This is a genomic window from Aestuariivirga sp. (genome assembly GCF_037139295.1).
Lineage (GTDB): Bacteria > Pseudomonadota > Alphaproteobacteria > Rhizobiales > Aestuariivirgaceae > Aestuariivirga.
In genome coordinates this window covers 1-13,896 of sequence record NZ_JBAXGR010000083.1, presented here as the reverse complement: position 1 = coordinate 13,896, position 13,896 = coordinate 1, and the positions used below count along the sequence as shown (strand labels likewise).

Sequence of the window (13,896 nt, the reverse complement as noted above, 5' to 3'; positions counted from 1 at the left end):
TAGTTCCGCATGGTGCACCAAATCACTAAATGTCTGTGCGGTATCGTAAGGCGGTATATCCCACATGAGGCAAAGAAGAGAACTTCAGATCGGCCTTTTTTCTTATGAGCGGCGAATGATCGTGCTGAAGTCATAGGCGACTACGCACACGGAGCCGATAGGGGTTGTTTCTCGAAAAAACAGCAGTCAGATACCGGCAGCCACCTATGACAAGGTCTTATGCCGCAAAGAAAAGCCGGCCTCCTTCAGGACGCCGGCAGGTGCCGACGAGCGGTATTCCGGAGAGAGTTTCGCTCGGCAGTTACGTAAATCTCAGCACCAAAATCAATTGACCGCAAGTCACGGCTATTGCGGCTCAGATGTACTCTGTTACCAAGCCAACTCCAGAGTTACCTAGTCAACTCCAGACAATGGTCAGCCACGTGCCGAGACCACCCTCCGTGATGCCCCAGCACCAGCGAGTGACGCGACCTCCTCCTGAAGCAGGTCACCCAGTCGGGACTCGCGATGCGAGAGCAGATATATGGGGACGGATGGAAGAGCAGACAGTCCTTCCGCCTCACGAGACTCGCTCAACCCCGCAGGGGCTGTGCCTGTGGCCATCGAGGAAACGGCCAGCCCGGCACGCACGGCGGCGACGATACCCGCGTGCGTTCGGCTCTGGGTTTGCACATACCAGGGTCGATGAACCGCCTCGAGTGTCTCGATCATGGCCCGGCGAAACACGCACCCCTCCGGATAGGCGGCAAGCGGCAATGCTACTGACGGTGCGAGGAAGGCTTCCGCAGCCGTCACCCAGCAGAGCGGCAACTCGGCCTCGAAGACGCAGTTGGGCGGCCGCGATGCAAGCGTCACCAGCGCCAGGTCCAGTTGTTGGTGCTGCAAGCCGGCCGCCAGGTTGGCGCTCAGATCGCAGACAATCTCGATTTCAAAGCCATTGTCTGGTCCGAGCCGGGACAGAGCCCGCGGCAGGATGCCAAGTGCATAATCATCCGGCACCCCGAGGCGCAGCCGCTGGCGCGGTTTCTGGCTGCGCGTGGCGGACATCATCTCGTCATAGGCGGCGAGCACGCCGACGGCACGGGCATAGAGTTCAGCGGCCTTGGAGGTCGGCTCCAGCCGATGATGGCGGCGCAGAAAGAGCGTTTCACCGATTTCCGTCTCGATGAGCTTCAGGCGCATGCTCATGGCCGCTTGTGTGCAGTGCAACCGATCAGCGGCACGCGACAGCGTGCCCTCTTCGTAGATGGCAGCGAAGCTCCGGAGCAGACGCAGTTCGAGTTCCATGACTTCAATCTAGCTTATGCTGAGCATAACGACAATTTGCTTGTGGCGGGCGCTATCACGGCCCCAGCATCGCCCACTCAGGGAGGCACTGCATGATAGTCGGATTCATCGGGCTTGGTACCATGGGCAGCAATGCGGCCCGAAATTTGCGGCGCGCCGGCTTCGAGATGGTTGTCCATGACATCCGCCCCGAGGCCGTAGAGCGCCAGATGGAGCCGGGCGTCACCGCCGGCAGCAGCCCCGCGGATGTGCTGGCCCGCGCCGATGTGGTTGTCACAATGGTGTTCGGCCCGAAGGAGGTCGAGCAGGTGGTGCGGGGGCCAAGTGGCTTTCTGTCATCGAACTGCAAGGGCAAGTACTGGGTCGACATGACCACCTCCAGTCCCCGCCTGATGCGGGCGCTGGCGGCGGAAGTCGAGGCGCAGGGAGGCCATGCCGTCGATGCCCCGGTCACAGGCTCTGTCGATGCAGCCATCCGCGGCGACATGCCGATGTTCGTGGGTGGCGAGGATACCTCCATCGAACATGTGCGGCCGGTGATCGAGGCCATGGGACAACTCCGCAAGGTGGGGCGCTATGGCAATGGCTACGTGGCCAAGTTGGTCAACAACCAGCTCTGGAAGATCCATGCCGCGGCCATCGGCGAGGCAATGGTGACGGCCAAACTCGCCGGCCTCGACCCCCTGACCTGGTGGAACGTCATGAAAGGCGGCGCCGCCGACAGCTTCGTGATGAGCCACGACGTGCCGTCAATCTTCGCCGGGCACTACGACCCCTCATTCCCGATTGCCCTCTGCCTCAAGGACCTATCCCTCATCAAGGAGCTGATGGACGAGGTGGGAACAAGGAACGAGCTGACCGCCGCCACCCACGCCCGCTTTCGCGAAGCGGGGGAGCGTTATGGCAGCGGAGCGGGCGAAATGACGGTGTGCAAGGTCATCGAGGACGACGCCGGGGTTGACCTGCGTGTGGCAGGTGACTGGTTGAAGCCATGGGAGGTCCAGCACTCTGCTGCACCTGCGAAGTGACCTTAGATGACGGGATGAGTGAAGATTTTTTTGCACCCTCAGCCTTGCGCCGCGACCGCGGCGGATGGAGAATGAAGATGCAGGACTTGCAGGCGAGCCGAAGGGACGCACTGTGGCGAGCGGGGAATAACGCCTGAACAACAAGGGCGCGGAAAACCAAACCAGGAGGACCCAAATGAAGTTTTTCAAGAAGAATGGCCAGCCGATGCCGGACGTCCTTGACTCGCTCGCCGAGGCGACGAAGTCCGGGCGCTTTAACCGCCGTGAATTCCTGGCAATGGCCAGCGTCTTCGGTGCGACGGCAGCGACCGCCTATTCGATGATCGGTGTGAGCTACACGCCGGCCCGCGCCGAAGAAGGCAAGAAGGGCGGCACCCTCAAGATGCAGATGCTCATCAAGGAGATGAAGGATCCACGTATCTGGGACTGGTCGGAGATGGCCAATGTGTCTCGCCAGGCCAATGAATATCTCGTCCGCTACAACCGCGACGGCACTTTCACGGGCCAGCTCGTGGAGAGCTGGGACGTCAACGATGACGCCACCGAATACACACTTCATCTACGCAAGGGCGCGAAGTGGTCGAATGGCGATGACTTCACCGCCGACGACGTGGTCTACAATCTCACACGTTGGTGCGACAAGGGCGTCGAGGGCAATTCCATGGCGGGCCGCGTCGGCACGCTGATCGACGAGAAGACCAAGAAGGCCGCCGATGGCGCCATAACCAAGGTTGATGACCACACGGTGAAGCTCAAGGCCTCGGCCTCCGACATCACCATCATCCCCGGCTTCTGCGACTATCCGGCGATCATCGTGCACCGCGACTTCGACAAGAACCCGGACATGCTGAAGACGCCGGGTACCGGCCCCTACGAGATTACTGAATACCAGGTGGGCTCGCGCGCCGCCGTGAAGCGCCGCGAGAACTTCACGTGGTGGGGCGGCGAGCCCTATCTCGACGCCATCGAGTTCATCGACTACGGCGAAGAGCAGAACGCCACCGTGGCCGCCCTCGAGGCGGGCGAGATCGATGCCAACTACCAGACCACGGGCGAGACCGTGACGCTGCTCGATGGGATGGACCTGACCAAGTCCGAGGCCATCACCGCCTCAACCATCGTCATCCGCACCAATGTCAACAACAAGCCATTTGACGACAAGCGGGTGAGAAACGCGCTGCAGTTGGCGGTCGACAACCAGGTCGTGTTGCAGCTCGGCTACAATAACGCCGGTACGGTGGGCGAAAACCATCACGTCTGCGCTATCCATCCAGAATACTATGAGCTGCCGAAGGTGCCGCAGGACGCCGCGAAGGCCAAGCAGCTGATGACCGAGGCGGGGCAGATGGACCACGAGTTCGAGCTCATCTCCTACGAGCAGGACTACGTGAAGAACCCCGGCGACGTGATCGCCGAGCAGTGCCGCCAGGCCGGCTTCAAGGTCAAGCGCACGGTTATTCCGGGTTCGACCTTCTGGAACGACTGGACCAAGTATCCGTGGTCCACGACGGAGTGGAACATGCGTCCGCTCGGCGTCCAGGTGCTCGCACTGGCCTATCGCAGCGGCGAGGCATGGAACGAGTCCGCTTACTCCAACCCGGACTTCGACAAGAAGCTGAACGCGGCGCTAGCGGTTGCCGACGCCGGCAAGCGCAAGGAGATGATGAAGGACATCGAGCTGACCCTGCAGTCGGACGGCGTCATCATCCAGCCGTTCTGGCGCTCGCTCTACCGCCACATGAAGCCCTATGTGAAGAATTTCGAAATGCACCCCACATTCGAGCTTCACATGGAGTCGGTCTGGCTCGATAAGTAACCTCGACGAGGGGGCAGGAGAGTACCGCTCTCCTGCCCTTTCTGCCCTCGGCGCGTGTAGCGCCGCAGTCTGTAACGAGGGGTGACGACGGGATGCTGAAATTTCTGGCGCGGCGGCTCGGCATCATGGTTCTCACCATGTTTTGCCTGTCGCTCGTTGTCTTCTTCTTCGTCAATCTCGAGCCTAACCTCAAGCGCCTTGCGATTTTCCAGACACAGCAGCGAGCGAGCGAGCAGGACATCGAGAACTGGCTAACCCGCAACGGCTACCGTGATAATTTCTTCGTCCGCTACGGCCGCTGGATAGGTGTCGTCAAGCAGCAACCGGTGGTCGACCCCGAGACCGGTGCGGTCGTTCCCCGCTTCCGCTTCTGCGACGAGCCTGCCGTACCCGCCTACAACGGCATCCTTCAGGGCAATTTCGGTTGCTCCACCGCCTTCAAGACCAAGGTGTCCAACCGGTTGCCGCAAGGTCTGAGAGCCACAGGCCTGCTGATGTTCTGGGTGATGCTCACCATGGTACCGACAGCCCTGGTGATCGGTGTTCTCGCTGGCATGCGAGAGGGCTCCAGGCTTGACCGGGGACTCTCCATTCTCTCGATCACCTCGACAGCCACGCCCGAGTATGTCTCCGGCATTATTTTTTCCGTGGTATTCGCCACATGGCTGAAAGTCTTGAATGGCTCCGCCGCGACGGCGACCTCGGAGGGCATCACTTTCTACAATTTCACGCTGCCGGTGATGACGCTTGCCATCTATGGCGTGGGCTACATCGCGCGCATGACGAGAGCGTCGATGGCGGAGGTGATGTCCTCGCAATACATCCGCACTGCTCGGCTCAAGGGGCTTAGCTTCCGCCAGGTCGTCATGAAGCACGCCCTGCGCAATGCCCTGATTGCACCGTTCACCGTGATCATGCTGCAGTTTCCGTGGCTACTGTCCGGCGTCGTGGTGGTCGAGGCGATCTTTCGCTACCAGGGCTTCGGCTTCCTGCTGGTGTCGGCTGCCTCCAACAACGACATCGACCTGCTGCTGGCCTGCGGCCTTGTTTCGGTGGCGGTTGTCCTGCTCACCCAGCTGATCTCGGACATTGGTTATGCCTGGCTCAACCCGCGCATCAGGATGAGCTGACATGCTGCAGAACGTCGGCTTCATCGGCATCTTCCTCGGCATACTCGGCCGCTTCTGGCCGGTCTGGCTGGCGCTCGTCGTCTTGCTCACTCTCTCTTTCGTGTTCCGCCGCAGGCTCGGGCTCTATGGCCACCTGATCTCGTCGGGAGTGGGGCTAGCGGGTGTCATCATCGTCGGCTTCTGGCTGTTCACGGCGCTGTTTGCCGGGGTCGTCGCGCCCTTTGGGCCACTCGAGCAGATCGTGGTGATGAAGCACGCACTGCCGGGCTCGATCGAACCAGCCACTGGCATTCCCTTCTATCTCGGCGGCGACAAGCTGGCGCGCGACGTGTTCAGTCGCATGATCTACGGCAGCCGCATCGTGCTGGCGATCGCGCCGGCGGCAACGGCGATCTCGCTGATGGTGGGCTCTCTGCTCGGGCTGCCGGCGGGCTATTTCGGCGGCCGGATCGACGCGCTGCTGTCCTTCGTCGCCAATCTGGTGCTGGCCTTCCCGGTGATCCTGCTGTTCTACCTGCTGGTCACGCCGGGCATCATGGACACGCCCGTGCCCTATGCCATGGCCGGTTTCTTCTTTATCTTCCCGATCCTGTTCCTCTGCGCCCTGTTCTACACCGGCTATAGCAAGCAGAAAGCGAAGCTCATCACCCTGCTGGGTCTCACCCTGATCATCGGCGGCTACATCTACATGGGGCTCGTCTTCGACCGGGATCCCCTGAACATCATCCACATCGAGCCAAACGAGCTCAACATCTTCGTCGCGGTCGCCTTTGCTTCCAGCCCCGGTGTGTTCCGCATCGTGCGCGGCCTCACCCTCGACATCAAGACGCGCGAATACATCAATGCCGCGCTAACGCGGGGCGAGCACCCATGGTACATCATGCTGTGGGAGATCCTGCCCAATGCGCGGGGGCCGCTGATCGTCGACACCTGCCTGCGCATCGGCTACACTACAATCCTGCTGGGAACGCTTGGCTTCTTCGGCCTCGGCATGTCGTCGGAAAGCCCGGACTGGGGCACTGCCATCAAGGACGGCAGCCAGTTCCTCAGGCTCTATGCCTGGCCGGCCCTGGTGCCCGCCATCGCGCTGATGTCCTTTGTGCTTGGTCTCAACCTGCTCGCGGATTCTCTGCGAGAGCAAAGCTTGCGGGATTAGGTCGATGAGCGAACCCATCCTCGAGATCAGCAACCTTCACATCTCCTTCTTCACCAAGATCGGAGAAATCCCCGCCGTAATGGATTTCTCCATGAAGGTCATGCCGGGGGAATGCATGGGGCTGGTGGGCGAATCGGGCTGCGGCAAGTCCACCGTGGCGCTCGCCATTATGCGCGACCTGCCGGGAATAGGCCGGATCACCAAGGGCAGCATCAAGTTCCGCGGCCGCGACATGGCGGAGCTGAGCCCCGCCGAATTGCGCGACATCCGTGGCTCCAAGATCGCCATGGTCTATCAGGAGCCGATGGCGAGCCTCAACCCGACGATGCGCATCGCCCAGCAGCTGATGGAAGTGCCGCTGATCCACGAGAAGGTGTCGCAGGCTGAGGCCCGCACCCGGGCGCTCGACATGGTGAAGGCCGTGAAGCTGCCGGACCCCGAGCGCATCATGAATGCCTATCCGCATCAGTTGTCCGGCGGGCAGCAGCAGCGCATCGTCATCGCCATGGCGCTGCTGTCGAAACCGGCACTCCTGCTGCTCGACGAGCCTACCACCGCGCTGGACGTGACGGTCGAGGCGGGTATCGTCGACCTGGTGAAGGACCTCGGAAAGCGCTTCGGCACATCGATGATCTTCGTCTCGCACAACTTGGGCCTCATCCGCGAGACCTGTGACCGCATCACCGTCATGTATTCCGGCGAGGCGGTGGAGAGGGGCAACATCGCGGATGTGTTCGCAACGATGCGGCACCCCTATACGCAGGGGCTGTTCCGCTCCATCGCCCTTCCCGGCACCGACAAGAACCTGAGGCCGCTCACCGCAATTCCCGGCCAGCTACCGCTGCCGCACGAGCGGCCATCCGGCTGCAACTTCGGACCGCGATGCGCCTATTTCGAGAAGGGCCGTTGCGACGCGCGCGACGTTCCGATGTTCGAGGTGGCCGGCAACACCCGTCATGAGAGCCGCTGCCTGCGCATCGCCGAGATCGACTGGGACTTGCCCCCCAAGCGCCGCGACACGCAGATCGCCGTCGTGGTGGGCGAACCGGTGTTGGAGATCGATCACCTGCAGAAGCACTACCATGTCGCCGCCAACGAGATTTTCGGCAAGGGCGAGCGCCGCACGGTCAAGGCCAACGAAGACATCAGCTTCACCGCCCGCGCCGCCGAGACGGTTGCCATCGTCGGCGAGTCCGGCTGCGGCAAGTCCACCCTCGCCAAGGTGCTGCTCGGCCTCGAGACGGCGACCGGCGGCCGGGTGATGCTGGCAGGCCAGGAGATCGAGAAGACCGGAGTCGAGAAGCGCGACACCGCCACCGTCGCATCGATCCAGATGGTGTTCCAGAATCCCTTCGATACGTTGAATCCGTCGCATACGGTCGGCTCGCAGATCATGCGCACGCTCGAGAAGTTCGGTATCGGCAAATCCATCGCCGAGCGCCGCGAACGCATGTTCGAGCTTCTCGACCTCGTGAAACTGCCGCGCGCCTTCGAAAAGCGCATGCCACGCCAGCTGTCCGGAGGGCAGAAGCAGAGGATCGGCGTGGCCCGCGCCTTCGCCGGCCATCCGCGCGTCGTCATTGCCGACGAGCCGATGTCGGCGCTCGATGTCTCCGTGCAGGCGGCGGTGACCGAACTCCTCATGGACATCCAGCGCAATTCGCGGACCACCATGGTTTTCATCAGCCACGACCTGTCCATCGTGCGCTATCTCTCGGACCGCGTGGTGGTCATGTATCTCGGCTACATCGTCGAGCAGGGCTCCACGGACCAGATCTTTGAACCGCCCTATCACCCCTATACCGAAGCCCTGCTCTCGGCCATACCCATCGCCGACCCGAGCTACACCAAGCGCCGCGTGGTGCTTGAGGGCGACATTCCATCGGCCACCAATCCGCCACCGGGCTGCCCGTTCCAGACGCGCTGCCCGCGAAAGAGCCAGGTGCCGGGAGACCTGTGCGAGACACAACTGCCACCACTGCGCGACATGGCGGCCGACCACCAGATCCGCTGCCACTTGGCGCAGGAGGTGCTCGACACCATGGGCCCGGTGATCGTCGCGACAACGGCGGAGAAGGCGTGAGATGGGCGACGATCGGCTGAGGCTTTCTCCCAAGGCGGCGCGCAAGCTCATCAGCGATGCGCTGATCGGCGCCGGCACCTCGCCGCGCAACGCCACCTACTTCACCGAGGCCATCCTCGACACCGAACTCTCCGGCCTCGAAGGCCACGGCTTCTACTGGCTGCAGTACTATTGCGAGCATGTGCTGAGCGGCAAGGTCGACGGCAAGGTGCGCGCCAAGGTGAAGAAACTTTCACCGGTCGCCTTCCGTGTCGACGCCCGCAACGGCTTCGCCCATCCCGCCATCGAGAAGGGCTTCGAAAAGCTCATTCCGGCTGCGCGCAAGCACGGCATCGCCGGCATGGCCGTCCACGATTCCTACAATGCTGCAACACTCGGCTTCCATACGGGCTATCTCGCGCGTCAGGGGCTCCTGGCCTTCGGCTTCACCAATGCCATGCCGGCCATCGCACCCGTGGGTGGCAGGACGCCGGTGATCGGCACCAATCCGCTGTCCTTCGCCGTGCCGGGCAGAAAGAGGGGCAAGGTCGCATTCCTCATCGACCAGTCCTCCTCAGCAGTGACTTGGACGGCGGTGAAGCGCGCCGCAGAGGAAGGCCAACCCATTCCGCCGGGTTGGGCATTGGACACCGATGGCCAACCGACCACCGACCCGTCGAAGGGCCTCGCCGGCTCGATGGCACCCGCAGGGGGCCACAAGGGGTTCGGCCAGGGGCTGATCGTCGAGGTGATGTGCGCAGCGCTCGCCGGCGCCCTGCGCGGGCCAGAGATGGGCTCATTCCAGGACAATGACGGCAAGCCCATCGGCTGTGGCCAGTTCTTCATCGCGCTCGCGCCGGAGATGTTCTCAGGCGGCGCTTTCCACAAGCAGGTCGCGGCCCTCGCCAAGTCCATCACCTCGCAGCATGGCACGCGGCTACCCAATGCGCGTCGCACGGAGATGCAGAAGCGGCTGGCCAAGGAGGGCCTGCCCATCTCCCGCGCGCTGCTCGACCGCCTCACATCCTTCGCCTGACCCTATGCGTCCCGACAAGCCACACCGCCGCCGCCGCGCCGCCGACATCGTGCAGATGCCCTGGCAACAAATGGTCAACCCCTTGCCGCCCACACCGCTGATTTCGGACGATGAGGTGGAGGCAATCCATCAGGCGGCACTGCAACTCCTTGAAACCGTCGGCGTGCGATGCGACTTTGGTGAAGCACGCGATCTTCTCGCCCGGGCGGGTGCCTCCGTCGACGAGTCGGACCAGCGCATCCGCGTCGGCCGCGACATCATCGAAGAGGCCTTAAAGACCGTTCCCGCCGAGATCGTGCTCACGCCGCGCAACCTGCAGCGGGCCATCAGGCTGGGCGGACGCCACCTCACCACCGCCGCCGTGCTGGGGCCACCCAACTGCACCGACCTGATGCGTGGAAGGCGCAGCGGAAGCCTCTTCGATCTCGGCGAACTGCTCAAGCTCACTCAAGTTTTCAACATCGTGCAGATGAACGGATGGCCGGTCGAGCCGCTCGACGTCGAGGTGCGCTTCCGCCACCTCGCGGCGACCCGCGCCATGCTGACGCTGACCGACAAGGTGCCCTACGTCTTCTGCCAGAGCCGCCAGCGCATCGCGGACGTCCTCACCATGTGCGCCATCGCACGCGGCGAGACACTGGAGGAATTCAAAAGACGACCGGGGGTGTTCTCGATCATCAACACCAACACGCCCCTCACCTATGACGTTCCTATGACGGTGGGCGTCATGGACATGGCCCGCCACGGCCAGCCGGTGCTGCTCACGCCTTTCATCATGGCCGGGGCATCGACACCGGCGACCATCGCCGGCGCCATGGCACTCAACACCGCGGAAGTGCTGTTCGGCGTGGCGCTGTCGCAGCTAGTCAGTCCGGGCGCTCCGGTGCTCTATGGCTGCGCTGCGATGAACGTCGACATGAAGACGGGCGCGCCGGCCTATGGCCTCGCGGACATGCAGCGCTGCACGCTAATAGGCGGTCAGATGGCACGGCGCTACAAGATGCCGATGCGCTCGTCCAACTTCAGCTCCGCCAACATCCCGGATTTTGCAAGCGGCTATGAATCGGCCAATGCCTGCTTCGCCGCCGCGACCGCCGGGGCACATCTCATCATGCACGCGGCAGGCTGGGTTGAGGGCGGGCTGTGCACATCCTACGAGAAATTCGTGCTCGACTGCGAGATCGTCCAGAGCGTGGCCCAGATGCTGGTACCGCCGCGCATCGACGCGGACACGCTGGCTCTAGCGGAGATCGCCGAGGTCGGGCCCGGCGGGCACTTCTTCGGCACGCCGCGCACTATTGCAACCTTTGAGACCGCCTTCTACCGTCCCCTAGTCTCCGCCACCCAGAACCATGGCGCGTGGCTCGAGGCAGGTGGCAAGTCCGCAGCGGAACGCGCGACCGCCATCTGGCAGGAGGCGCTGCAACAATATGTCGAACCCGAATTCGACCCGGCCACCGCTGAGGCGCTCGACGCCTTCGTGGCGCGGCGGACCGAACAGGGCGGCGCCCCCCTGGATTGAGGAAGCACCATGTCGAACCCGTTCCCTGCCCTGTTCCAGCCCCTGCAGCTCCGCCACAAGACGCTCAGGAACCGAATCGTCTTCGGTTCGCACACCGCCAACATGTCAGTCGATGGCCTGCCCGGCGAACGCCACCGCGGCTATTATGAGGAGCGAGCCCGCGGCGGCGTCGGCATGATCGTCGTCGAACCGGTGCCCGTGCACCGAACGGCGGTGCTAACCCGCGGCAACTTCCGCCACTCGACCGACGAGATCATTCCGCATTTTCGCAAGATCACCGATGCCGTGCATGGCCATGGCGCAGTCATCTGCCACCAGCTCTATCACGTCGGCCAGCATGGCGACTTCGACAATTCCTATCAGCCGAACTGGTCGCCCTCGGGTCTACCCTCCTTCCACGACTCGGATGGCAGCCACGCCATGATCGAGGTGGAAATCGAGGAGATCATCGAAAGCTTCGTGCAGGCGGCACGGCGGGCCAAGGAGGCAGGCTTCGACGGCATCGAGCTGTTCGCGGCCTATAATGCAATCATCGACCAGTTCTGGCTGCCCTTCAACAACCGCCGCGACGACAAATGGGGCGGCAGCTTCGAGAACCGCATGCGCTTCTCGCGCACCATCATGGAACGCATCCGCAGGATGGCGGGTGACGACTTCATCATCGGACTTGCCGTCAACATGGATCCGACGAGCCCAGTTTCGCAGACGATCGAGCAACTGCAGGACATCATCGCTTGGCATGACGAGCGTCAGCTTATGGATTACGTGACCTGCGGCACCGGAAGCTACTTCAATGGGACCGGCATCATCCCCAACGTCTTCTACGCCGACAAGCTGGGTGTGCCTCACGCCGAGGCGCTGAAGCAGGTGGTGAAGCATGCGAAGGTGCAGTGCGAAGCCCATGTGCGCACACCCGAGAATGCCAACTACGTCGTGGCCTCCGGGCAGGCGGACATGGTGTCCATCGTGCGTGGACAGATCGCCGATCCGCACCTTGCCAACAAGGCGAAGGAAGGACGGCCCGAGGACGTGCGCCCCTGCCTCTCCTGCAACCAGATGTGCTGGGGCAGGCGCTACCGCGACTATTGGATTTCCTGCCTCATCAACCCCAGCGCCGGCCGCGAGTTCGAGTGGGGCGGCGACCGCTTCACGCCTGCGGAAAAGCCTCGGAAAGTGCTTGTCGTGGGCGGTGGCGTCGCTGGACTCGAGGCGGCGCGGGTTGCAGCCGAACGTGGTCATCAGGTTACCCTCGCGGAGGCGTCCGACAAGCTTGGCGGCCAGTTCCGCCTCGCAGGCCTAACGCCGCGTCGCCACCAGATCATCGACTATCTCGACTGGTTCGAGCGTCAGCTGACCAGACTACAGGTCAAGGTACTGCTCAACACACCGCTCGATGCCGAGGAAGTCCAAGACATGGGCGCGGATGTGGTGATTGTTGCCACCGGCTCGCTACCAGACGGCAAGGGTTTCCAGCGCGCCATGCCCGAGCATGATGCGCTGCCCGGCATCGAGCGTGGTAACGTGGCGAGCGCGGAAGATGTGATGGCCCGCATCGCACGGCCCGGGAGGCGCGTGATCGTGCTCGACGAAACGGCAAACTGGAAGGGTGCCGGCGTCGCTCTGACGCTGGCCGAAGGAGGTCATGAGGTGACAGTGGTCACTCCCGCCCCCGCTGTCATGACCGAGATGGCGCGCACCAATGCCGACATCCAGCTGCGCTCGCGCCTGCGCGAACTGGGCGTCATCATGAGGACCGAGACAATCCTTCGCGAATGGTACGGCAACGGCGCTGCGATCCAGCCCTTCGGTGGTTCGACTGAACACATCGCCGCGGACACGCTTGTTGTGGCCGCCACTAATGTCTCCGAACATGCGCTGGGCGACGAGCTCGGTGCGCCGATGATCGGCGATGCGATTGCGGCGCGCAATGCCGCAATGGCAATTTACGAAGGCCGCAAGCTGGCGATGGGGCTCTAGCGTTCACGTGCATGAAACGAACAGCGCAGATGTCGCATGATCCGCTGCTGCAACCCTATCACTTGAAACATCTCAGCCTACGTAACCGCATGATGTCGAAGACGCACGAGCCATCCTACACCGAGGACGGCCTGCCCAAGACCCGCTGCCGCCTCTATCACAGCGAAAAGGCGAAGGGCGGATTGCCCCACCGTTGAAGTGCACCTTTGGTCAAGGCAAACGCCATAGTGCCTCAAGTTCCCCGGCTTCTTCAGCAGCAGCTTCTATCAGAGCTAAAGACGGGCCATTCAGCCAAAGGGCCGCGTGAAACCTCTGGATGTCCATTGGTGGAGCAGGGCTCGCTCACTCATCTCTCATCTTCTGCAAGCTTTAAAAATATTGGATCAGCCGCCAACCACCAGCCACCAGCAGACAATGGTGGCGTGAAGAACATCAACCGCGCATAGTTGTAGCCTGCATGGCGCAACAGAAAGCATGTTGGCTCGCCGTCGATGACAAGGAGGCTGAACTGACACAAGAGATTTCGCGAAAATACGCGCTTCCCGCACGCGTTTTATTCGGACTTGGGCTCTACGACCTGCTGCGCGGCTTCATGCACACCTATGCGCTTCATTGGTCTGCGGTCACTATTGCCGGGTTTAATGTAGATACAACGCCAGTTGATCAGTTCTTCATGCTTGGAACTTTCGGCATTTCGAATTTTCTGACAGGATTTATCTATATGCTGATCAGCAAGCGGGCTCCCCAACTCTCACCTTACATTCTCGGCCTGATACCTAGTTCTTACCTGCTCGGTCTGATCGGCATTTGGTCAAACGGTGTTTACGGTACGTCGCAATATGCCGGACAGTATCTCTTGTACATCTACTTTGGTATATGCAT

The 13,896-nt window shown here is 62.2% G+C and carries 11 protein-coding genes; 10 read left to right on the top strand and 1 reads right to left on the bottom strand.

The genetic code is table 11. The features are described from left to right. Positions 1-414: 414 nt before the first annotated feature. A complete protein-coding gene (locus tag WCJ41_RS16625) occupies positions 415-1,287 on the bottom strand; it encodes a LysR family transcriptional regulator (RefSeq protein ID WP_336906954.1) in 873 nt (290 codons plus the stop codon). A gap of 92 nt (positions 1,288-1,379) precedes the next feature. Here WCJ41_RS16625 and WCJ41_RS16620 point away from each other — a divergent pair, with 92 nt between their 5' ends. From WCJ41_RS16620 to WCJ41_RS16575, 10 genes are all read left to right on the top strand, one after another. Next, positions 1,380-2,315 (top strand): NAD(P)-dependent oxidoreductase, encoded by a 936-nt coding sequence (locus WCJ41_RS16620; RefSeq protein WP_336906953.1) that lies wholly within the window; start codon positions 1,380-1,382, stop codon positions 2,313-2,315. Positions 2,316-2,490: 175 nt separating this feature from the next. Further along, positions 2,491-4,131 carry an ABC transporter substrate-binding protein gene (locus WCJ41_RS16615; protein WP_336906952.1) on the top strand — a complete coding sequence of 547 codons (1,641 nt, stop codon included), beginning with the start codon at positions 2,491-2,493 and terminating at the stop codon, positions 4,129-4,131. Positions 4,132-4,223: 92 nt separating this feature from the next. Further along, on the top strand, positions 4,224-5,261 hold the full coding sequence (locus WCJ41_RS16610; protein ID WP_336906951.1) for an ABC transporter permease: 1,038 nt from the start codon (positions 4,224-4,226) through the stop codon (positions 5,259-5,261). Between the two features lies 1 nt (position 5,262). Further along, positions 5,263-6,417, top strand: a complete 1,155-nt coding sequence (locus WCJ41_RS16605; RefSeq protein ID WP_336906950.1) for an ABC transporter permease — start codon at positions 5,263-5,265, stop codon at positions 6,415-6,417. A gap of 4 nt (positions 6,418-6,421) precedes the next feature. Then, complete coding sequence (locus WCJ41_RS16600) at positions 6,422-8,500, top strand: ABC transporter ATP-binding protein (protein ID WP_336906949.1); 2,079 nt, start codon at positions 6,422-6,424, stop codon at positions 8,498-8,500. 1 nt (position 8,501) lies between these two features. Then, positions 8,502-9,515, top strand: a complete 1,014-nt coding sequence (locus tag WCJ41_RS16595) for an Ldh family oxidoreductase (RefSeq protein ID WP_336906948.1) — start codon at positions 8,502-8,504, stop codon at positions 9,513-9,515. Positions 9,516-9,519: 4 nt separating this feature from the next. After that, positions 9,520-11,037, top strand: coding sequence for a trimethylamine methyltransferase family protein (locus WCJ41_RS16590; RefSeq protein WP_336906947.1), 1,518 nt, complete (start codon positions 9,520-9,522; stop codon positions 11,035-11,037). A 9-nt stretch (positions 11,038-11,046) separates the two neighbouring features. Then, positions 11,047-13,014, top strand: a complete 1,968-nt coding sequence (locus WCJ41_RS16585; RefSeq protein WP_336906946.1) for an FAD-dependent oxidoreductase — start codon at positions 11,047-11,049, stop codon at positions 13,012-13,014. Between the two features lie 11 nt (positions 13,015-13,025). Then, entirely contained in the window at positions 13,026-13,211 is a 186-nt protein-coding gene (locus tag WCJ41_RS16580) for a hypothetical protein (protein WP_336906955.1), read from the top strand. A gap of 260 nt (positions 13,212-13,471) precedes the next feature. Then, a partial coding sequence (locus tag WCJ41_RS16575) for a hypothetical protein (protein ID WP_336906945.1) occupies positions 13,472-13,896 on the top strand: 425 nt, incomplete at its 3' end.